The sequence below is a fragment of the Bacillus sp. G16 genome (assembly GCF_021282335.1).
GTDB lineage: Bacteria > Bacillota > Bacilli > Bacillales > Bacillaceae > Bacillus > Bacillus inaquosorum.
Window position 1 is genome coordinate 219767 of record NZ_JAJSOZ010000005.1, and the last position, 20467, is coordinate 240233.

The window sequence follows — 20467 nt, forward strand, 5'->3', positions numbered from 1 at the left end:
GGTGTCATCATGAGTGATCCTTATATGCCGCTGACTTCGGTCAGAAGCGGAACGGGGTTCGAAGCGGCAAAAGGGGTGCACGGCTTGACCGTGCAAATTGCGAATGTCTATTTTATTCAGCTGCCTTCTGAACCTCGCTCATTTGTTTTAATTGATGCGGGCATGCCTCAATCAGCCGACATGATTGTAAGTGAAGCCAAACAAAGATTCGGCGATGATTTTCAGCTGAGGGCGATTATCCTCACACACGGGCACTTTGATCATATCGGGGCAATCGAAGGGATCCTTGAGCATTGGGATGTTCCTGTGTATGTCCATTCTCGGGAAATGCCTTATGTAACAGGTAAAAAGGATTATCCTCCGGCTCGTCCTGACAGCAAGAGCGGGCTGGTTGCCAAGCTGTCGCCGCTGTTTCCGCGGCACTCCATCGATATTTCCTCACATGTGCAGACACTGCCGGAAGACGGCTCTGTACCGTTTCTTGACGAGTGGATGTGGATTGCGACTCCGGGACACACGCCGGGCCATATTTCGTTATTCCGCGAGGACGGACGCGTGCTTGTATCAGGCGATGCAGTCATTACCGTGGAACAGGAGAAAATGGCTGACGTCCTGATTCAAAAACAAGAGCTTCATGGGCCGCCGGCTTATTTCACGCCTGACACAGAGACGGCTGCCGAATCCATTCAGAAGCTTGCCGGCCTTGAACCGGAAGTACTGCTGACGGGGCATGGCATACCGATGACCGGCAAAAACTTTCGCAGTGACTTAATTGAATTGGCAAATCGTTTAGCGTCTCTTTAACACCCACACACGCGGGTGTTTTTTATTGTTTTCCAAGAAGATACAGAAAAATCATTTGTCTTCCGGCTTAAAAACGATACAATGAAAAGCATGAATGCGATTTGAAGGGGAGAGTTTGTTGGAAGAAAAAGAAATACTTTGGAACGAAGCGAAAGCGTTTATTGCCGCATGCTATCAGGAATTGGGCAAGGAAGAGGAAGTGAAAGACCGTCTCGATAGCATTAAAAGTGAAATTGACCGGACCGGAAGCTATGTACATACGAGGGAAGAGCTTGCGCACGGGGCAAAAATGGCTTGGAGAAACAGCAACCGCTGCATCGGCAGATTGTTCTGGAATTCGCTGAATGTCATCGACAGACGTGACGTCCGGACGAAGGAAGAAGTGCGTGACGCCCTCTTTCATCATATTGAAACCGCCACCAATAACGGGAAAATCAGGCCGACCATTACGATTTTCCCTCCGGAAGAGAAGGGTGAAAAGCAAGTCGAGATATGGAATCATCAGCTGATCCGGTACGCTGGATATGAATCAGACGGAGAAAGAATCGGCGACCCGGCTTCCCGTTCCCTGACCGCAGCCTGCGAAGAGCTCGGCTGGCGCGGAGAGCGAACGGATTTTGACCTGCTGCCGCTCATTTTTCGCATGAAAGGCGACGAACAGCCGGTCTGGTATGACCTGCCGCGATCACTTGTGATCGAGGTTCCAATCACACATCCGGATATCGAAGCGTTTTCTGATCTGGAGCTGAAATGGTACGGCGTGCCGATTATTTCTGATATGAAGCTTGAGGTCGGGGGCATTCATTATAATGCCGCACCGTTTAACGGCTGGTATATGGGCACGGAAATCGGAGCGAGAAACCTGGCAGATGAAAAGCGGTACGACAAGCTCAAAAAAGTCGCGTCCGTTATCGGCATTTCTACTGATTACAATACGGATTTATGGAAGGATCAAGCGCTTGTTGAATTGAATAAAGCTGTGCTGCACTCGTATAAAAAGCAAGGTGTCAGCATCGTTGACCATCATACCGCGGCAAGCCAGTTTAAACGGTTTGAAGAACAGGAGGAAGAAGCGGGCAGAAAGCTGACGGGGGACTGGACGTGGCTGATTCCGCCGATTTCACCCGCTGCCACTCATATCTTCCACCGTTCCTATGACAACACAATCGTTAAGCCAAACTACTTTTATCAGGATAAGCCTTACGAGTAAACAACGGAAAAACGGTGATGGCCTTCAAGGCTGCGGGATTCAGTGACAGAGACGTCGGTAACATTTGAGAAAGGGCTGCCTTTCTTTACAGCCTCAAGAAACGATTGTAAGGCGTTTTCCGGGCCTTCTGCCAAAATCTCGACACGGCCGTCATCTCGGTTTTTGACCCAGCCGGCCAGTTTTCGCTTATCGGCTTCCATTTGAACAAAATAGCGAAAGCCCACACCTTGAACCCGGCCGTTTACAACGATTCGGTATTGAAGCATGTAAAAACCACCTTTTCTTTTTATGATAATCAATCATTTTACAACCTGTAAAGGGGATGTGTTTGTATGAAACCAGCGCATTATTCAGTTCTTTCTCTTAATCTAGGCAAGCCGCAGACGCTTGAATATGACGGAAAGAAAATCGAAACCGGCATCATGAAGCGGCCGGCTGATTCCGCTGTCATGCTGTATCGGGAGAATTTTGAAGGAGACGGACAGGCGGACCTCGTCAATCACGGCGGACCTGATAAGGCTGTCTGTGTCTACCCGGCGGAGCATTATCCGTATTGGGAAGAGTTCATCTCAAGACCGCTGCCAAACGCCGCATTTGGTGAAAATCTGACGGTCACGGGCCTGACCGAGGAGAACGTTTGCATCGGGGATGTGTTCAAGCTTGATGAAGCTGTTGTTCAGGTCAGCCAGCCGCGCCAGCCGTGTGTAAAGCTGGCGAAAAAGTTTGGTGTAAAGGAAATGGTGCTGAAGGTTCAGCAAACCGGCTATACCGGCTTTTATTTTCGCGTGCTGGAAGAGGGCAGAGTGGCTCCCGGCGCCAAACTGGAATTGCTGTCCAGAGGAGCGGCAAGCATCTCAGTCCAATTCGCAAACCGTATCAACTACCATGACACAAAAAATCTTGCTGCCATTGAGCGGATTTTAAGTGAAGACGCACTGTCGGAAAGCTGGAGAGCGTCATTTATGAAAAAAAGGGACAGGCTGCAGCCCGCTGAATAGAAAAAAAGCCGCGCATATCAACGTGCGCGGCTTTACCATTTTTAAGATTGTTTTTTCTTTGTTTCAAGCAGGTTGGCAAGAAAATAGGTTTTATAGCTTTGAAGCTTTCTTCCTTCATGGTGCGTGATCCCCTGCTTTTTTAATTCTGCCACATACCAGCCTTTACTGCCGTAATGCATGTCAGAAAACTCCTTTCCCTATCTCTCCCAATGGAGAGGATTTTACCAAACGATTGGCATTGTAACATCCATGAAAAGATGCTGAAAAGAGGTGCGGGAAAAACTGAGCCTTTCGCACTAGCTGTACGAATGTTCTTCTGTATGTATATGCGGAGTAAAGCTGAATATGATTTAATGGCCGGTTAGTTTCATCATGACAACGCCAAATGTCATAATGCTGAACACAATGCCGATATATGTGAGCATCCCGTTTTTTTTCTTCACGCCGTAAACGGTCATAATGATGCCTTCAATGAAAAAAATGATGCCGAAAATAATAAACCACATGCAGATAAAGGCTCCTTTCACAGACATAATAGTAGTGTAGCATATCTGGAAGAGCCGGGCTGTGACAATATCAAGAAAGCCGGGCAGCATATGTGCCCGGCTCGTGTTTTTATTGTTTATCAACCAATTTGACCAGCAGCTGTGCCAAATGTTGTTTTTCATCTTCGTCCGCAACGCTCCAAATCTCTTGCAGCAGCATTTCTTCACTGTTTTGCGGCTCTTCATGCTTCTTGAGGTAGTCTCCCAGGATCGCGGCGCTTTTCACAAGCTTGCCGTCATCCAATCCCAGCTTTCTGCCTCGGTTAACTTGTTTTTTCAGGTAGTCTTTAAATTCCTCGAAGTCTTTTAAAATTTCTTCTTTTGTTGTGCCATGCATTGCATTCATTTCGTTTTCAATTTGGATTTTTTCTTGATCTCTGTTCATTGCAATACCTCCTCCTGCAGAATAGTGATGCTTTACCTGCAATTGGCGGAGGTTAAACCATCCGGCAGCCCGGAATGTGTTTTACAGTTTTGTCAGGATAATCGGTTCATCTTTTGTGATGACGATGGTGTGTTCAACTTGGGCAACCATGCTTTTATCCGGTGTCTTGAACGTCCAGCCGTCTCCAGCTTCAACAATCGTTTCTGCTTTCGTTGAAATAAACGGTTCAAGCGCGATAACTGTGCCGTTTTTGAAAAGCGCGTTATCAAACGGATCATAATAGTTCATGATGTGGTTCGGCGCTTCATGCAGGCTTCTGCCGATTCCGTGGCCGGTCAGGGTTTTGATGACGGTAAAGCCTTGAGAGCGTGCCTCATGATAAACGGCTCTTCCGATTTGGTTTTGGCGCTTGCCTGCTTTTGCCTGCTGCAGCCCTTTTTGAAAAGCGTCTTCCGCGCATTGGCAAAGCTTATGAAGGCGTTCTTCTCCTTCACCGAGCACAAATGAGATGCCTGTGTCGGAATAGAAACCGCCAAATTCAGCGGAGATGTCAATATTTACAAGATCTCCGGCTTTTAAAATTTTGGAGGTGCTTGGTATGCCGTGAGCCACTTCATCATTTACACTGATGCATGTCACGCCCGGAAAGTCGTATTCCTTCTCAGGAGCTGAAACGGCGCCGTGCTCATCAAGCACCGCTTTTCCGATAAGGTCAAGGTCTTTTGTGCTCATTCCGGGCTCTGCTTTCCGTTTCATTTCTTCACGCGCCAGCGCGACGATTCTTCCGATTTTTTTCAGGCCTTCTAATTCTTGATCGTTTGTTACAATCATCTGTCATTCCCGCTTTCTTTTAAATAATCTAGATTAAGCTTACCACAACTGTCTTAAAAATAGGAAACACACGGACCTGGGAAAAAAGAAATACTCCGGGAAAATTGGTATAGATCACTAGATATCTTATATGGTATATTTGAAAAAAAAGGGTATGAGGGGGATGGGTATGCTTTCATTTTTACAAAAACTCGGGAAGTCATTTATGCTCCCGATTGCGGTTCTGCCTGCAGTTGGAATAATCCTTGCGCTTGGCAGAGAGGATGTATTTAATATCCCGTTTATCTATCAAGCGGGGACGGCGGTTTTTGATCATCTGCCGCTTATTTTCGCGATCGGGATTGCCATCGGCATTTCAAAGGACAGCAATGGGGCCGCGGGTTTATCAGGGGCGATATCGTATCTGATGCTTGACGCGGCGACAAAGACAATTGATAAAACAAACAACATGGCGGTATTTGGGGGAATCATTGCTGGTTTAATAGCCGGTTACACCTATAACCGCTTCAAGGATACAAAGCTGCCTGAATATCTTGGATTCTTCAGCGGCAGACGGCTTGTGCCGATTGTAACAGCCATTATTACGATTATTTTAGCCGGCATATTCGGAGTTGTCTGGCCGCCGATTCAATCGGGCATTAATGCGTTTGGAGAATGGATGCTGGGGCTCGGCGGCATTGGAGCTGGCATATTCGGCCTGTTCAACAGGCTGTTAATTCCGCTTGGCCTTCACCACGTGCTGAACAATATTTTCTGGTTCCAATTCGGAGAATATAACGGAGTGACAGGTGATCTGGCGCGCTTTTTCGCGAAAGATCCAACAGCGGGCACATATATGACCGGATTCTTCCCAATTATGATGTTCGGTCTTCCGGCGGCATGTCTGGCTATGGTTGTAACTGCGAAGCCGTCAAAACGGAAAGCGACGGCGGGAATGATGATCGGGTTTGCCTTGACTGCGTTTATTACAGGGATTACGGAGCCGATTGAGTTTGCATTTATGTTTTTATCTCCGCTTTTATACGCTGTTCACGCGGTCTTAACCGGGCTGTCTTTATTTATCGTCAACTGGCTCGGCATCCGCACAGGTTTCTCTTTCTCAGCCGGAGCCATCGATTATGTGCTCAGCTACGGAATCGCAGAAAAACCGCTGCTTCTGCTTCTGGTAGGTATATGCTATGCGGCAATATACTTTATCGTGTTTTATGTACTGATTAAGGCATTGAATTTAAAAACGCCGGGACGGGAAGATGATGACATTGATGAAGTGCTGGATGAAAATACAGCTCAGGATGTCAATGAAAACATCATGCTGAAAGGGCTCGGCGGAAAAGAAAACCTTCAAACCATTGATCATTGCGCCACAAGACTGCGGCTGACTGTGAAGGATACCGCTTTAGTGAATGAAGCGCTGTTAAAGAAAGCAGGCGCAAAAGGGGTTGTCAAATCAGGCGGGCAATCGGTTCAAGTGATCATTGGCCCAAATGTGGAATTTGCGGCGGAGGAATTAAGAGCTGCGGTGAAATAAAAAAGCAGAGAGGCTAGCCTCTCTGCTTTTTCTTATTTATCTTCGTCATCCGTTGACGTTTCGGAAGAATCCTCGCCATGTTTTGTGTAATCATAATCAGAAGGGTTCACCTTCGTAAAGCCTTTCGGCTCGTAGAAACGCAGCAGGTCTCCGTTTATGATTTTATCGGACATTTCAAGTTCCTTCTTGACGAGTGAGTCTTCTGACTTGTCGACTTCAGATTCATCAAGCTCTTTTCCGGTTTTCGTATCGTAATACTTGCCGGATACTTTCGTGTACTTCGGTGAAATAAAGTCTCCGTTACGGAACGGAATGACTTCACGGTGTTCTTTAGATAAAATATCAGAACCGGACATCAGATAGTCTTTCGTATCCACTCCGAGCAAATGCAGAATGGTCGGAGCCACATCAACGTCTCCGGCATATTTATGAACTTTCTCGCCTTTCACGCCGGCAGCGTGGATAAAGAGCGGCACCCGTTGAAGCTGGGCGTTGTCATAATCGGTAATTTCATCTTTGCCAAGGACTTTGGCCATCGCTTTATTGTGGTTTTCAGAGATGCCATAGTGGTCTCCGTACATCACGATAATCGATTTATCATATAACCCGTCTTTTTTCAGGTCATTGAAAAATTGTTCAATGGACTGATCAAGGTAATTGGCTGACTGGAAGTAGTTGTTGACGACAGAGTCACCAAAGTCTCCAGCCGGGAAGTCTGTATCCCCCTCATCCATTCCGAATGGGAAGTGGTTAGACAGGGTAATGAACTTCGTATAGAACGGCTGCGGCAGGCTTTCTAACAGCGGCATTGATTCTTTGAAGAACGGTTTGTCTTTCATGCCGTAGTTTTTCGTGTTTTCTTCGTTCATGTCATAGTAGGCAGAATCGAAGAACTTATCGATGCCTTCCGCTTTGTACATTTCGTTTCGGTTCCAGAACGTCTGCGTGTTTCCGTGGAACGTAGCAGATGTGTAATCCTTAGACTTCAGAATTGCAGGAACAGATTGAAGCGTGTTTTGCGCTTTGTTTACGAAAACTGAACCTTGAGCCAGCGGGTACAGAGAGTTTTCCATCATAAATTCCGCATCGGATGTTTTACCTTGTCCCGTTTGGTGGAAAAAGTTATCAAAGTAAAACGTTTCGTTGTCATGTGCCAATTTATTTAAGAACGGTGTGACTTCTTTGCCGTTAATTTTATAGTCAATGATAAATGACTGCAGAGATTCAAGAGAAACATAAATAACGTTTTTTCCTTCCGCTTTGCCGAAATACACGTTATTCGGCACGTCGTAATTGGCTTTCATGTAGTTTTCAACTTCCGTCACGTCGCTTGAATCGGCAAGCGCGCGCTGGCTGTTGGATTTGATATTCTGCACAGCGTCATAAATCGTAAAATTGTACGTTCCCAAGTATTTCACAAGATAGTTTCGGTCGAATGATCTTGTCAGCAATTCAGGACGGTCTGATTCCGCAACTGCCAGGTTGATTAGGAAAACCAGAATTGAAGACGCAAGAACGATTCGGAACGATTTTTTGCTCGACGTTTCGGCAGGCTTGTTCACTTTAATCGCCAAGATGATCAGAATGATCGTATCGATAAAGTAAAAGGCGTCAGTCGGTCTCATCAGCGAAAATGCGCTGTCGCCGAGTTGGCCGCCGTTTGTTTTAGCCTGCATAATGACCGGAATTGTAATAAAATCATTGAAAAATCTGTAGTACACAATGTTTGCGTACAGTAAAAAAGACATTAAAAAATGAATCACTATAATGGCTGTCTGCTGTAATTTTTTCTTGAACAAAAGACCAAAGCCAAGAAAGAACAAGCTTGAGCTGAGAGGATTCACAAAAAGCAATATTTTTTGTATCGTGTTGTCTATTCCTAAGTTGAAGTTAAGGACATAACCGACATACGTTTTGATCCATAATAGGACGACCGCGATTAAGAAGAAGGCCAGTCCTCTTTCTTTAATAAATGTTTTCATTGTTACACTCCTTTTTTCCGATCACAGTTCGAGCGAAACGATAGAAAAAACGAACGTATCAAATATAACACGAATCGGCGGATTAGAAAAGTGAAAATCGTACGATGGTAAAAGTGGCGAAAAACGCCGTCGAATCAATGTTTTTTTGACATATTGCCAAATGTAAAAAGAGGTTTCTTTTTAGAAATTAAGGAATAAAATGGTATTGTGACGGTTGTATGATAAAATATAAGCTGTAAATGAAAAGAGGTGGAAGGATGGATTTTTCTCATATTGTGTCTGAAGATAAAATTAAGCGCGCCATCAAAGACGGAGAATTTGAAAACCTCCCGGGAATGGGAAAGCCGCTGCCAAAAGATGACGCGGCACACTTGCCCGAATCGCTCCGCATGAGCTACCGTATGTTAAAAAATGCGGGAATGGCAGAGGACGAGGGTGCGCTCAAAAAAGAGCTTATGACCATCGACCATTTAATCGCAAAGTGCTATGACGACAAAGAACGCGAGCAATTAATGAGAAAAAAAACAGAAAAGCAGATGATGCTTGATAAGCTTGTCGACAAAAAAGGCATGTTTTCAAAGCCAGCGTCCGCTTTTTATAAGAATAAAGTATATGACCGGCTTGGACGAAACAGACCTTCTTCCAGCTGATTTTTCCTGTCTGAAGGATGGCGATTGATAACAGCCATCCTCTTTATGTTCCAGCAGTTCTCAGTCTTATAGGTTTATGTTTTTCCATCTGCGGGGAAATGAACTCATAAACGAAAAAAGGGTGATGGGATGGAACGACTATTGGAATGGATAGAGCGAATATCTGATTGGCTGTGGGGGCCGCCGCTAATCATCTTGCTGACGGGGACGGGATTGTACTTCACCATTTTGCTGAAATGTTTTCAATTTCGCTATCCGTTATATATTTTGAAGCAGACGATCGGCAGCGTAGGAAAAAAGCCGAAGGGAGAGGGCACAGTCACACCGCTTCAGGCATTGACGTCAGCCCTTAGCTCAACAATAGGTGCGGCGAACATTGTCGGTGTGCCTGCTGCTATTATGTTTGGCGGTCCCGGAGCGGTTTTTTGGATGTGGCTTATTGCCTTATTTGCGATGGCCATTAAGTTTTCTGAAAGTGTGCTTGCTGTTCATTACAGAGAAAAAAACGAGCAGGGGGAATTTGTCGGGGGACCGATGTTCTCTGTTGCGCTGATCGTGGAGCTGGTCCCGAGCATCATGGTTCAGGGGAATTCGGTTTCAGTCTCACTTGCCGAAACGTTTTCTTTCAATAAAATATACGCGGGAATCGGCATTGCATTTTTGATCGGGTTAGTGGTGATAGGAGGGGTCAAGCGGATCGGAAAAGTAACAGAGTTTATCGTGCCTCTTATGGCAGGGGCATACGCGGGAGCCGGTCTTCTGATTGTTCTCATGAATCTTTCATCAGTGCCGGCATTTTTCTCTCTCATCTTTTCCAATGCGTTTACCTCTTCTTCAGCAGTTGGAGGATTTGCAGGTGCTGCACTGGCTGAAACCGTTCGCTGGGGATTCGCCCGCGGGCTGTATTCTAATGAAGCAGGAATGGGAACAGCCCCGATTGCACATGCGGCGGCAATGACTGATCACCCTGTGAGGCAAGGGTTCTGGTCTGTGATCGGCATTGTCATTGACACCTTGATCATCTGCACCACCACGGCTTTTGTCGTCCTTGCATCCGGAGTCTGGACAGGGAAGAATGCCTCAAATGACCCGGCGGCACTGACGACGGCTGCATTTCAGCACTATTTCGGTTCTGGAGGAGGGTACTTCGTCTCGATTTCCCTCGTTTTCTTTGTTGTCTCGACCATTATGGTTGTCATTTTTTACGGCGTTAAGCAAGCTGAATTTCTGTTCGGGCGGCTGGCAGGACATGTGATCAAATTCGTTTATTTAGCGGCTATTATCATAGGTGCTGCTGGCGGAGCAAAAGCCATCTGGGGCTTTCTGGATCTAGCATTGGCTTTTATTCTCGTTCCGAATGTGATTGCACTGTTGTTATTGAGCAGAAAGGTAAAAGCGTTATATACCGAATTTTTTACATCTGAACAGTATTATCTGAAAGATAGAGGAAAAACAAAACAGAACTCTGTTTATCAGACAAAAGAGGCCAAAAATTCTTAGTGTTTTGCTTTGGCGGCGAACATCGCTTTGCTTTTGATGATCAAAAAGATGAATAAAAGCAGCAAAAGGGAAATCAATACATTGATGATCGGCTTGATTCTGTTAAAGTCGATCAGCTGCTTTGTATTTAGAAAGAACCAAAATCTGGATACGACTAAAACATGCCGGTTGGTGTTACATGGCTTTCAGGTCGACTTTTGAATGTAAGAAGGAAAGTCCGTATCTTCAAGATCAATCATTTTGAATGCCCGTCGGCAAATAAACAGCCCCTTTGCTTAAAATCGTTTCTGCCGCAACGCTTGAAATCGATAGTGTATTTTGCAGCGCTTCTTTATGTTCATCTATCTGATCCCCATCAAATCCCTCAAGCAAGGTCGGAGGGCGTGAGCCTGTATATGTTCAGATTTTACAATTCCTTCGATATAAACAATAAATCCGCACAGCACGTTTCCAAAGTTAAATTGTCTAAATACGATGTCTGAGCAGCCTTCTGTTAATAAAGTCAGATTATCGAAGTTCTCCTTCAAATCGGGAGAGAGCGGTCTGTCCTGATTTCTTAAGCTCTTTGATGAGCTGAAGCGCTTTTTCGCGCGTTTATCCATGGCTCACCCTGCTTTTTCAATGTCTTATTCAATAAGTGCTTGTGACTTTTTAGGGGAACTTTGTTGTTTTAGATATTCCTGGCCTAGGATGAAAGCGCTATAAAAAGTTGTTGACGACATGTATATACAGGAATACAATATAATCATAAGTTGTATATACAAGTTATAAAATGAATACGGAGGGGTTGGCATGGGGGAACTGAACAAATCGGCACGGCAGATTGTCGAAGCAGTCGGCGGTGTTGAAAATATTGCAGCGGCAACTCATTGTGTGACACGTTTGCGTTTTGCATTAATAGATGAAAGCAAGGTTGACCAAGAGGTGCTTGATCAAATTGACGTTGTGAAGGGGTCGTTTTCGACAAACGGGCAGTTTCAGGTCGTGATCGGCCAGGGAACGGTCAACAAAGTATATGCTGAACTGGTCAAGGAAACGGGGATTGGCGAGTCAACAAAGGATGAAGTGAAGAAGGCTTCAGAAAAAAATATGAATCCTTTGCAGCGTGCTGTGAAAACGCTTGCAGATATTTTTATTCCGATATTGCCTGCGATTGTCACGGCAGGTCTCTTGATGGGGATCAATAACATTTTAACGGCGCAAGGCATTTTCTTCAGCACAAAGTCGATTGTGCAGGTCTATCCGCAGTGGGCGGATCTCGCTAATATGATTAACCTGATTGCGGGCACGGCCTTTACGTTTCTGCCGGCGTTAATCGGCTGGTCTGCGGTCAAACGGTTCGGCGGCAATCCGCTGCTTGGCATTGTGCTCGGCGTGATGCTCGTGCATCCTGATTTGCTGAACGCGTGGGGCTATGGAGCCGCGGAACAAAGCGGAAAGATCCCGGTATGGAATTTGTTTGGACTTGAAGTGCAGAAAGTCGGCTATCAGGGACAGGTGCTCCCGATTTTGCTGGCTTCCTATATGCTGGCGAAGATAGAGGTGTTCTTAACAAAACGCACACCTGAAGGCATACAGCTGCTCGTTGTCGCGCCGATTACGCTTCTCGTAACAGGCTTTGCCTCTTTTATCATAATCGGCCCGGTTACATTTGCGATCGGAAACGTGCTGACTTCAGGGCTTATCTCGGTGTTTGGCTCTTTTGCCGCACTAGGCGGTTTGTTATATGGCGGTTTCTACTCGGCGCTCGTGATTACCGGCATGCATCACACGTTTCTTGCAGTCGACCTGCAGCTCATCGGCTCAAAGCTCGGCGGAACTTTTTTATGGCCGATGCTGGCGCTTTCTAATATCGCACAAGGTTCGTCTGCGCTGGCTATGATGTTTATCGTGAAGGATGAGAAACAAAAAGGCCTTTCCCTCACTTCAGGGATTTCAGCTTATCTCGGCATTACAGAGCCTGCCATCTTCGGGGTGAATCTTCGATACAGATTCCCGTTTATTATTGCGATGATCAGCTCAGGGCTGGCCGGAATGTATATTTCTTCCCAAGGTGTGCTGGCAAGCTCCGTCGGTGTCGGCGGCGTGCCGGGGATTTTCTCAATCATGAGCCAGTACTGGGGCGCGTTTGCAATCGGGATGGCCATTGTATTGATCGTGCCGTTTGCCGGAACATACGCGTATGCAAGATTCAAACATAGATAACCAATGGGGAGCGGGACGTGTTGAACGTTCCCTTTTCCCGTTTTTAATTTAAATATGGTGGTGGAGACAGATGAAAACAGAACAAACGCCATGGTGGAAAAAAGCCGTGGTCTATCAAATTTATCCGAAAAGCTTTAACGATACGACGGGAAACGGTGTCGGCGATCTGAACGGCATTATTGAAAAGCTTGATTACTTAAAAACACTTCAGGTGGATGTGCTTTGGCTGACGCCGATTTATGACTCTCCGCAGCATGATAATGGGTATGATATTCGTGATTATTACTCGATTTATCCTGAATACGGGACGATGGAGGATTTTGAGCGCCTGCTGTCTGAGGCGCATAAAAGAGGCTTGAAAGTCGTCATGGATCTTGTCGTCAATCATACGTCAACAGAGCACAAATGGTTTCAAGAGGCGATCTCGTCAAAAGACAGCCCGTACCGTGATTTTTATATATGGAAAAACCCGCAGGAAAACGGTTCTGCTCCAACGAACTGGGAATCGAAATTCGGCGGCTCGGCATGGGAGCTTGACGAAGCGTCGGGCCAATACTATTTACATTTGTTTGATGTGACGCAGGCTGATTTGAATTGGGAAAATGAAGAGGTCAGAAAGCATGTCTATGACATGATGCATTTTTGGTTTGAAAAGGGAATAGACGGCTTCAGGCTTGATGTCATTAACCTGATTTCTAAAGATCAGCGCTTTCCGAATGCGGAAGACGGAGGCGATGGCCGTTCCTTTTACACTGACGGGCCGCGGGTGCACGAATATCTGCATGAAATGAACGAAAGGGTGTTTTCGCATTATGACAGTATGACGGTCGGTGAGATGTCTTCGACGTCTGTGGACCATTGCATCCGGTATACGAATCCTGCCAATAAAGAACTTGATATGACGTTCAGCTTCCATCATCTCAAGGTTGACTATCCAAATGGTGAGAAATGGGCTTTGGCGCCGTTTGACTTTTTGAAGCTGAAGGAGATCTTATCCGAGTGGCAGACGGGGATGCACGCTGGAGGAGGATGGAACGCTCTGTTCTGGTGCAATCACGATCAGCCGCGCGTCGTATCGAGATATGGAGATGACGGCGCGTACAGGGTGAAATCGGCGAAAATGCTCGCTACCGCCATTCAGATGATGCAGGGCACGCCTTATATTTATCAGGGTGAGGAGCTGGGAATGACGAATCCGAAGTTTTCGGACATCAGCTCCTATCGGGATGTCGAATCGCTGAACATGTATCACGCCTTTAAGGAAAAAGGAATGGCTGATCAAGAGATCACAGCGATTTTACAGGCGAAATCCCGCGACAATTCCAGAACGCCTGTCCAATGGGATGATACGCCGAATGGCGGTTTTACAAAGGGCACGCCATGGATACCGGTCGCCGGCAACTATCGGGAAATCAATGCCGAAGCGGCGCTGAAGGACCGGAACTCGGTGTTTTACCATTATCAAAAGCTGATTCAGATTCGCAAGACGTATGACATCGTGACAGAGGGAACATATGAGTTAATCGCAAAGGATGACCCGAACATTTTTGCGTATCTCAGACACGGCAGCAATGAAAAGCTGCTCGTCATCAATAATTTTTACGGGACAGAGGCAGCCTTTACACTGCCGGACTCTTTAGCGCCTGACGAGTGGAAGGCAGAGGTGCTGTTGACGAACGATGAGGTGAGGGAAGAACTGCAAAACATGACGCTCCGTCCGTATGAGTCCATTGTTTATCGTTTAAGGAAACCGTGTTAAACTAAGCTGGGTGGTCCATAATGAAGGTGAACAAATTCATCGCAATCTATAAAGACATCGCACAGCAAATTGAAGGCGGCCGGTGGAAAGCGGAGGAGATTCTTCCGTCTGAACATGAGTTGACCGCACAGTATGATACATCAAGAGAAACGGTCCGAAAGGCGCTTCACATGCTTGCGCAAAACGGCTATATCCAGAAAATCAGAGGGAAAGGCTCCGTCGTCCTCAACCGTGAAAAAATGCAGTTTCCCGTTTCAGGCCTTGTCAGCTTCAAGGAGCTCGCGCAAACGCTTGGCAAAGAAACGAAAACAACTGTACACAAATTCGGGCTGGAGCCCCCGTCAGAGCTGATCCAAAAACAGCTCCGGGCCCAGTCGGATGACGACATTTGGGAAGTCATCAGGTCTAGAAAGATTGACGGGGAACATGTGATTTTGGACAAGGATTACTTTTTCAGAAAGCATGTGCCTCACCTAACGAAAGAAATCTGTGAAAACTCCATATATGAATATATAGAAGGAGAGCTCGGTCTTTCAATCAGCTATGCCCAAAAAGAAATTGTAGCCGAGCCGTGTACGGATGAGGACAGGGAGTTGCTCGATTTACGCGGCTATGACCATATGGTCGTGGTGAGAAACTATGTCTTTTTGGAGGATACGAGTCTGTTTCAATATACGGAAAGCAGACACCGTCTCGACAAATTCCGGTTTGTTGATTTTGCGCGGCGGGGAAAATGAGAAAGGCGCCTGCCTGCGGCAGTGCGCTTTTTTTATTTGGTATCAAAATTGATACTATCCAACAAAAATGTGCGTACTTTTACTTTTTATCATAATGGCTACAATAGAGATGAGAGTAACCAAAAGGAGAGGTGTTTAACATGGCAGATCTAAAGACACAAATTCTGGATGCATACAATTTCAGACATGCAACAAAGGAATTTGACCCAAATAAAAAAGTATCTGACAGCGATTTTGAATTTATTTTAGAAACGGGAAGACTGTCTCCGAGCTCCCTCGGCCTTGAGCCTTGGAAATTTGTTGTCGTCCAAAATCCGGAATTTCGCGAGAAGCTTCGCGAATATACATGGGGCGCGCAAAAGCAGCTTCCGACAGCAAGCCACTTCGTCCTGATTCTTGCGCGTACAGCGAAGGATATCAAATATGATGCGGACTACATCAAACGTCATTTAAAAGAAGTAAAACAAATGCCTCAGGACGTGTATGAAGGCTATCTCAGCAAAACAGAAGAGTTCCAGAAAAACGATTTGCACTTGCTTGAAAGTGACAGAACATTGTTTGACTGGGCCTCAAAACAAACCTATATTGCGCTTGGCAACATGATGACTGCTGCTGCGCAAATCGGCGTTGATTCTTGCCCTATCGAAGGATTCCAGTATGATCACATTCACCGCATTCTTGAAGAAGAAGGCCTTCTGGAAAACGGAAGCTTCGACATTTCTGTGATGGTGGCATTCGGCTACCGTGTACGAGACCCTCGTCCGAAAACAAGATCTGCTGTTGAAGATGTTGTGAAGTGGGTCTAAATAAAGAAAGCTGCTCGATAATGAGCAGCTCTTTTTTTATGCTTGATTCGCTCTATTCTGTTTTCTCCTCTGATGCAAGTACATTGCCGTTCCGAGCGCGCTGATCAGAAATCCGGCCAAGAGAATCGAGTACATGGATGTGGCTGTATCCGGAAGCAAGCCGCCAGCCGGGCCGTCCGTACCGGATCCGCCCGATCCGTTTCCTCCAGAGCCGTTTGTCGGGTCTGTGCCAGGAGGTGTATCATTTCCTCCATTCCCGTCAGTCGGCTGTTTTCCGCCTGGTTTATCAGAGCCTCCGCCATTGCTGCCGTCATCACCGCCTGTCGGCTGATCGGACGGAAATTCGGGCGGTTTGTTATTCTCACCGGAATTTAAGATCGTGTATTCACTGAAGTGGTTTGTGTACCCTGTTACAATATCATCGTCGACTGATCCGTTTTCTGTCTTTGTAAAAGTTTTCTTTTTACGATCAACATGGTAAATGGCAGGGTTATGGGCTTCTTCAATATCAAACATGCGAAGCGAAAGCTGAACGGGTTCTTTAAATGATTTCACTTCTTTTCCTTTTTGCTTCACTGTAAAGTCATATACGTCTCCGATGGACACGTCCAATTCACCGGTAGATTTGATTCCAATTGCAGTGTCCGCGGTATTAAGGTTCGCCGTTGGCATCTTCATGCTGTACCAGTAGTTGAACACCGTCAATGAAGGATCTGACTCTCTTTCTTTCAAAAGCTTGACCTGATCTTTTTTCACTTTAAGATTGATAGGCTTCTCTTGAGATCCTTCATGTGTTCCATAATAGACAAAGGGCGTGTTGGCATTTTTCGCATAAATCGCAAATTTGTCTTCATCGAGTGTCCAGCTGCCGTCCTTCTGCTTTGTCGGCAGGAATACTTCTTTGATGCGTCCTTCGATTTTAGGAGAGACCTTGTTTCCTAGTTTTTTCAGCTGTTCAGTGAAAATCTCATAATCCACGTAGCCAAGGTCTTCACCATGGGATGCCTCTGTGAAGACAGAGTATCCGTCTCCTCCGGCGCCGACAAAATTATTCGTTGCCACGCGGTAGGTATCATCTGTATTCAGATCAACTTTGTCTCCGTTAGGCGATTCGAATTTCACGTCTAAAACACGGTGTCCAGGTTCGTTGTTTAATGTAAAGGTATATTCGATTCCAGCCACCTGAGGGAAGGCGCCGCCTCCGTTTTCCACATTGCTTAATCCTTGTTCAAGAGCTTCTTTAATTTGTTTTCCGGTCAAATCTGCCACATAAAGCGTGTTGCCGAACGGCATCACGTTCAGCACCTCGCCGAGTGTGATGTCGCCTTTGTCAATTCCGGCTCTGATGCCGCCGCCATTTGTTATTGCTATTCTGGCGCCGGCTGCTTCTTTCGCTTTTGCCAGCATGCCGTCCGCGATGAAGTTTCCGAGATTGGTTTCCTTCGTGCGCACATGCTCACGCTGGCCGTCAAGCGTTACATCCGTGTAGCCGACTTTTTCATTTTTTACATCCTCTAATTCACTTTTGAACCGATCGAGCTCTTTTTTGGCTTCTGCGTTTTCTTCTGTATGTTCATCAATCGGCAGTACGCTCAGATTTGATTTGTCTGTTTGCACCACGCCGTTCTCATCAAACGCAACATCAACACGCCCCAAGTATTGGCCGTATTCTTTGGCCTGCGCCACGATCGTCGGCTCTTCGTTGTTCACGACTTCCATTTTGTCAACGAGGGTGTGGGTGTGTCCGCCGATGATCAAGTCAATGCCTTTTACTTTTTTGGCTAGCTCAAGATCACGGTTATGCCCGATATGGGTTAAAGCGATAATTTTGTTTACTTTTTCTTCTTCCTTAATCGTTTTGACAGTGTTTTGCGCTGTTTCAAACGCATCATGAAATACGATGCTTTTGCCCGGGCTTGATGTGGTGGCTGTATCTTCCGTTGTCAGTCCGAATACAGCGACTTTCTCACCATCAACATCTAACAGAATGTAAGGGTGGATGCCAGGCTCTTTCTTTTCACCTGCCGTAAAGGTTTGCGGCTTTTTGACATATGATGTCAGCTTAGGCTCATTTGATACATCTACGTTTGCGCTGACGACCGGAAATTCAGGTGCTTCAAAGTGATAGCGGTTTGCCGGATCGACGGTTGTGTTGTTTCCGCTTAGAAAATCAGAAAGCACTGTCGGACCTTTATCAAATTCATGGTTTCCGAAAGTCATGGCGTCATAGCCCATCATGTTCATGAATTTCAAATCGGCTAAACCGTTCCATTTTGTGAAATACAGGTCGCCCGAAAACACATCTCCCGCATCAAGGAGAATGTTGTGGTCTGTTTCGTTTCGTACTTCGTTGATTTTCGTCATTCGTCTCGCTGCGTCATCGAGGTGGGCGTGCGTATCATTCGTGTGCATCACAGTCAGATCCCACAGTCCGTCTTTAGGAGGCTCAGGATTTGAATCATCATCGAATTGCAGCTTGTACACACCGTAGCCATCATTGGCAGACTCGCCTACATATGCAACATCATCTGCTTTATCGGCAAATGGCTTGGCCAAAAGCGAGGATTCGAACGTCAAATTCGTTCCGGAAACAGGTGCGATTGACCAGTTGTTGTCCGCTTTTGGATTGACTGTTTTTTGTTCAATAATGTAATCCATCAGTACCTGTCTGTTTTCAACCGCGGAGCCGTGGACAATCTTATCGCTCGTCAGGTGAGGGAAACCGCCGCCTCCGGATGCGCGATAATTATTTGTGACGACGAGAAATTCCTGGCTTGGGCTGATCGGCTTACCTTCATAGGAAAGGTTGATAATCCGTGATGAATCCGCATTGACCACTTTTCCGCTCTCATTGTATTTAGCCGGTTTTGTAACATCGACCTGATATGTGACGCCGTCAATCACGTCAAAATTGTAGGAGCGGAAATTCTCATTCAGCAAGGCTTGATCACCGCCTTTTGACGGATCAATGTGATTGAATTGGCCTGCTGACATCTCCAGCCAGTCCTTGACCTCGCTTCCTGTCAGCTTGACGATCTGAACGGTATTATCGTAAAGATACAAGTCACCGACATTTTTAATGGCAAGATCTCCGGCCGGAATGTTCGTATAGTAATTGGCCCCGTTTCTGCCGCCTGCTTTAAACGGCGCTCCAGCGGATAAAATCGGCAGGTCCTTGTACTCGGTATCCTTCATTTCTTTTTCGGCGTACCATTTTTGCGCATCGGTCACAACCTGAATGGAAGGGTCATCCTTGACCTGTGCAAAGAAGCTGTTAATATCTGCTTCTGTTTTGCCGACTGGTTTTCTGACATATTCCAGTGTGTTTTGGTGTGTTTGCTGAATGGTGTTTGTGACCGTTTCATTTCGGGATGTGACGGTGCCGGCAATGGATTCAATACTGCCTTTGGAATCTGCCACCTTCCATGAGCCGTCCGTTTTTTCGAGTTTGAGGTCAATCACGCCTAAGTATTTGCCCCAGCTGCTTGGCATGACGACAGGAATGCCGTTAATCGTTCCTTTTACAACATCGAATTGGGCAGCACCCGCATACTCGGCGGAAGGGAAGAGTCCGTGCTGATGGCCCGAGATGATCGCGTCAATGCCTTTCGTTTTGGTGGCAAGATCAAACACGGCGTTTTCCGCGCCAGACGATTGCGCCTGCTTTTCAATGCCGGTGTGGGCGAGGGCAATAATGACATCTGCGCCTTCCGCCTTCATTTTCGGGATCGTTTCATTGGCGGATTCTACAATATCCTGCACCTGCACCTGACCCTCGAGATTCTTTTTGTCCCATGTCATAATTTGCGGCGGGACAAAGCCTATGTAGCCAACCTTCACTTTCTGCTCATTGCCGTTTTCGTCGGTGACGGTTTTTTCTTTAATGACATACGGCGTATAGCGATTTTCACCGCTTGTTGTTTTGACGTTAGCATTTACAATCGGGAAATCGGCTCCTTTGATCGTGCCGTCCAGAAAGTCGAGCCCGTAGTTGAATTCATGATTGCCCAGTGTGCCGGCGTCGTATTTCAGCGCATTCATGACGCTGATAATCGGGTGGGTTTTCGCACCGGAGATAATGTCGTCTTTTTCATATTTCACCGCGTATTCGCCCAGCGGATTCCCTTGAATCAAGTCGCCGTTATCGACGAGAAGGGTGTTTGGGTTTTGCTGGCGGTGCTTTTGGATCAGCTGTGCCGTTCTTGCCAGGCCAAAATCCGTCGTTTCTTTGTCGCTGTAGTAATCGTAATCCATCATGTTGGCATGAATATCAGTCGTGGCCAAAATACTCAGATGTACCTGAGGGGCCGCGCTTTCTTCTGCATGAATGGGTGGTGTTGGGAGGATTAGGCTAAGTATCATAATTGGGGGCAAAAGAATACGGAGAATGTTACCGACGTGTGTTCGTCTTTTCTGTATTCTCACCAGTTCTCCACCTTTCAACGAAATTTGTGTTACAGCTCCTATTGTAAGAATATTTTGTAACTATTTGTAGGTGTTTCTTTATGATTATTGTAAAAGGGAGAA

The 20467-nt window shown here is 46.3% G+C and carries 17 protein-coding genes and 2 pseudogenes; 10 read left to right on the forward strand and 9 right to left on the reverse strand.

Annotated features, from left to right (window positions below):
* Positions 1-9 precede the first annotated feature (9 nt).
* Together LWH95_RS08160 and nosA are read left to right on the forward strand one after the other, a co-directional pair.
* Positions 10-804: an MBL fold metallo-hydrolase gene (locus LWH95_RS08160; RefSeq protein WP_232919301.1), complete on the forward strand. Its 795-nt coding sequence runs from the start codon at positions 10-12 to the stop codon at positions 802-804.
* 118 nt (positions 805-922) lie between these two features.
* Positions 923-2014, forward strand: a complete 1092-nt coding sequence (gene nosA / locus LWH95_RS08165) for a nitric oxide synthase (RefSeq protein WP_232919302.1) — start codon at positions 923-925, stop codon at positions 2012-2014.
* On the opposite strand, the gene LWH95_RS08170 is transcribed toward nosA, so the two are convergent.
* Complete coding sequence (locus LWH95_RS08170) at positions 2005-2280, reverse strand: acylphosphatase (protein WP_060398155.1); 276 nt, start codon at positions 2278-2280, stop codon at positions 2005-2007. The two genes, nosA and LWH95_RS08170, sit on opposite strands and share 10 nt — an antisense overlap.
* A gap of 66 nt (positions 2281-2346) precedes the next feature.
* Between LWH95_RS08170 and LWH95_RS08175 the strand changes: the two genes are divergently transcribed.
* Positions 2347-3012, forward strand: coding sequence for an MOSC domain-containing protein (locus LWH95_RS08175; RefSeq protein WP_232919303.1), 666 nt, complete (start codon positions 2347-2349; stop codon positions 3010-3012).
* A gap of 41 nt (positions 3013-3053) precedes the next feature.
* Here LWH95_RS08175 and LWH95_RS08180 read toward each other — a convergent pair whose 3' ends face one another.
* From LWH95_RS08180 to map, 4 genes are all read right to left on the reverse strand, one after another.
* Positions 3054-3191: a YflJ family protein gene (locus tag LWH95_RS08180; protein ID WP_003239885.1), complete on the reverse strand. Its 138-nt coding sequence runs from the start codon at positions 3189-3191 to the stop codon at positions 3054-3056.
* A 171-nt stretch (positions 3192-3362) separates the two neighbouring features.
* Positions 3363-3518, reverse strand: a complete 156-nt coding sequence (locus LWH95_RS08185) for a hypothetical protein (protein WP_003239883.1) — start codon at positions 3516-3518, stop codon at positions 3363-3365.
* Between the two features lie 109 nt (positions 3519-3627).
* The gene (locus LWH95_RS08190; RefSeq protein WP_232919304.1) at positions 3628-3942 is read right to left on the reverse strand and encodes a DUF3243 domain-containing protein; all 315 of its coding nucleotides are present in this window, start codon (positions 3940-3942) and stop codon (positions 3628-3630) included.
* 81 nt (positions 3943-4023) lie between these two features.
* Positions 4024-4773, reverse strand: a complete 750-nt coding sequence (gene map, locus LWH95_RS08195) for a type I methionyl aminopeptidase (protein WP_003223067.1) — start codon at positions 4771-4773, stop codon at positions 4024-4026.
* Positions 4774-4942: 169 nt separating this feature from the next.
* Here map and nagE point away from each other — a divergent pair, with 169 nt between their 5' ends.
* Complete coding sequence (gene nagE, locus LWH95_RS08200; RefSeq protein ID WP_232919305.1) at positions 4943-6301, forward strand: N-acetylglucosamine-specific PTS transporter subunit IIBC; 1359 nt, start codon at positions 4943-4945, stop codon at positions 6299-6301.
* Between the two features lie 32 nt (positions 6302-6333).
* On the opposite strand, the gene ltaS is transcribed toward nagE, so the two are convergent.
* Positions 6334-8283, reverse strand: a complete 1950-nt coding sequence (gene ltaS, locus LWH95_RS08205; protein WP_019257772.1) for a lipoteichoic acid synthase — start codon at positions 8281-8283, stop codon at positions 6334-6336.
* Positions 8284-8540: 257 nt separating this feature from the next.
* Between ltaS and LWH95_RS08210 the strand changes: the two genes are divergently transcribed.
* Together LWH95_RS08210 and LWH95_RS08215 are read left to right on the forward strand one after the other, a co-directional pair.
* Positions 8541-8933: a J-domain-containing protein gene (locus tag LWH95_RS08210; RefSeq protein WP_003239874.1), complete on the forward strand. Its 393-nt coding sequence runs from the start codon at positions 8541-8543 to the stop codon at positions 8931-8933.
* Between the two features lie 129 nt (positions 8934-9062).
* On the forward strand, positions 9063-10433 hold the full coding sequence (locus LWH95_RS08215) for an alanine/glycine:cation symporter family protein (protein WP_232919306.1): 1371 nt from the start codon (positions 9063-9065) through the stop codon (positions 10431-10433).
* Here the strand turns inward: LWH95_RS08215 and LWH95_RS08220 are convergent.
* Both LWH95_RS08220 and LWH95_RS08225 read right to left on the reverse strand, forming a co-directional pair.
* Positions 10430-10655, reverse strand: a pseudogene (locus tag LWH95_RS08220) (endospore germination permease); the annotation flags it as partial. The gene LWH95_RS08215 and the pseudogene LWH95_RS08220 overlap by 4 nt on opposite strands.
* 16 nt (positions 10656-10671) lie before the next feature.
* Positions 10672-11003: pseudogene (locus LWH95_RS08225) on the reverse strand (spore germination protein); the annotation flags it as partial.
* Between the two features lie 222 nt (positions 11004-11225).
* Here LWH95_RS08225 and treP point away from each other — a divergent pair.
* The 4 genes from treP (at position 11226) to LWH95_RS08245 (ending at position 15940) form a co-directional block, all read left to right on the forward strand.
* Positions 11226-12638 (forward strand): PTS system trehalose-specific EIIBC component, encoded by a 1413-nt coding sequence (gene treP / locus LWH95_RS08230; RefSeq protein ID WP_100276058.1) that lies wholly within the window; start codon positions 11226-11228, stop codon positions 12636-12638.
* Positions 12639-12708: 70 nt separating this feature from the next.
* On the forward strand, positions 12709-14397 hold the full coding sequence (gene treC, locus LWH95_RS08235) for an alpha,alpha-phosphotrehalase (RefSeq protein WP_232919307.1): 1689 nt from the start codon (positions 12709-12711) through the stop codon (positions 14395-14397).
* 20 nt (positions 14398-14417) lie between these two features.
* The gene (gene treR / locus LWH95_RS08240) at positions 14418-15134 is read left to right on the forward strand and encodes a trehalose operon repressor (RefSeq protein ID WP_133488994.1); all 717 of its coding nucleotides are present in this window, start codon (positions 14418-14420) and stop codon (positions 15132-15134) included.
* Positions 15135-15274: 140 nt separating this feature from the next.
* The gene (locus LWH95_RS08245; RefSeq protein ID WP_232919308.1) at positions 15275-15940 is read left to right on the forward strand and encodes an NAD(P)H-dependent oxidoreductase; all 666 of its coding nucleotides are present in this window, start codon (positions 15275-15277) and stop codon (positions 15938-15940) included.
* Positions 15941-15976: 36 nt separating this feature from the next.
* Here the strand turns inward: LWH95_RS08245 and LWH95_RS08250 are convergent, their stop codons facing one another.
* Positions 15977-20365, reverse strand: a complete 4389-nt coding sequence (locus LWH95_RS08250) for a multifunctional 2',3'-cyclic-nucleotide 2'-phosphodiesterase/3'-nucleotidase/5'-nucleotidase (protein WP_232919309.1) — start codon at positions 20363-20365, stop codon at positions 15977-15979.
* Positions 20366-20467 lie beyond the last annotated feature (102 nt).

Excerpts from the sequence above, each read along its gene's own strand:
- LWH95_RS08190 (WP_232919304.1), bottom strand. The coding sequence starts at position 3,942 with ATGAACAGAGATCAAGAAAAAATCCAAATTGAAAACGAAATGAATGCA.
- LWH95_RS08245 (WP_232919308.1), top strand. The coding sequence starts at position 15,275 with ATGGCAGATCTAAAGACACAAATTCTGGATGCATACAATTTCAGACAT.
- treR (WP_133488994.1), top strand. The coding sequence starts at position 14,418 with ATGAAGGTGAACAAATTCATCGCAATCTATAAAGACATCGCACAGCAA.
- LWH95_RS08210 (WP_003239874.1), top strand. The coding sequence starts at position 8,541 with ATGGATTTTTCTCATATTGTGTCTGAAGATAAAATTAAGCGCGCCATC.
- nagE (WP_232919305.1), top strand. The coding sequence starts at position 4,943 with ATGCTTTCATTTTTACAAAAACTCGGGAAGTCATTTATGCTCCCGATT.
- LWH95_RS08160 (WP_232919301.1), top strand. The coding sequence starts at position 10 with ATGAGTGATCCTTATATGCCGCTGACTTCGGTCAGAAGCGGAACGGGG.
- LWH95_RS08185 (WP_003239883.1), bottom strand. The coding sequence starts at position 3,518 with ATGTGGTTTATTATTTTCGGCATCATTTTTTTCATTGAAGGCATCATT.
- ltaS (WP_019257772.1), bottom strand. The coding sequence starts at position 8,283 with ATGAAAACATTTATTAAAGAAAGAGGACTGGCCTTCTTCTTAATCGCG.
- map (WP_003223067.1), bottom strand. The coding sequence starts at position 4,773 with ATGATTGTAACAAACGATCAAGAATTAGAAGGCCTGAAAAAAATCGGA.
- LWH95_RS08170 (WP_060398155.1), bottom strand. The coding sequence starts at position 2,280 with ATGCTTCAATACCGAATCGTTGTAAACGGCCGGGTTCAAGGTGTGGGC.
- LWH95_RS08175 (WP_232919303.1), top strand. The coding sequence starts at position 2,347 with ATGAAACCAGCGCATTATTCAGTTCTTTCTCTTAATCTAGGCAAGCCG.
- treC (WP_232919307.1), top strand. The coding sequence starts at position 12,709 with ATGAAAACAGAACAAACGCCATGGTGGAAAAAAGCCGTGGTCTATCAA.
- treP (WP_100276058.1), top strand. The coding sequence starts at position 11,226 with ATGGGGGAACTGAACAAATCGGCACGGCAGATTGTCGAAGCAGTCGGC.
- LWH95_RS08180 (WP_003239885.1), bottom strand. The coding sequence starts at position 3,191 with ATGCATTACGGCAGTAAAGGCTGGTATGTGGCAGAATTAAAAAAGCAG.
- LWH95_RS08215 (WP_232919306.1), top strand. The coding sequence starts at position 9,063 with ATGGAACGACTATTGGAATGGATAGAGCGAATATCTGATTGGCTGTGG.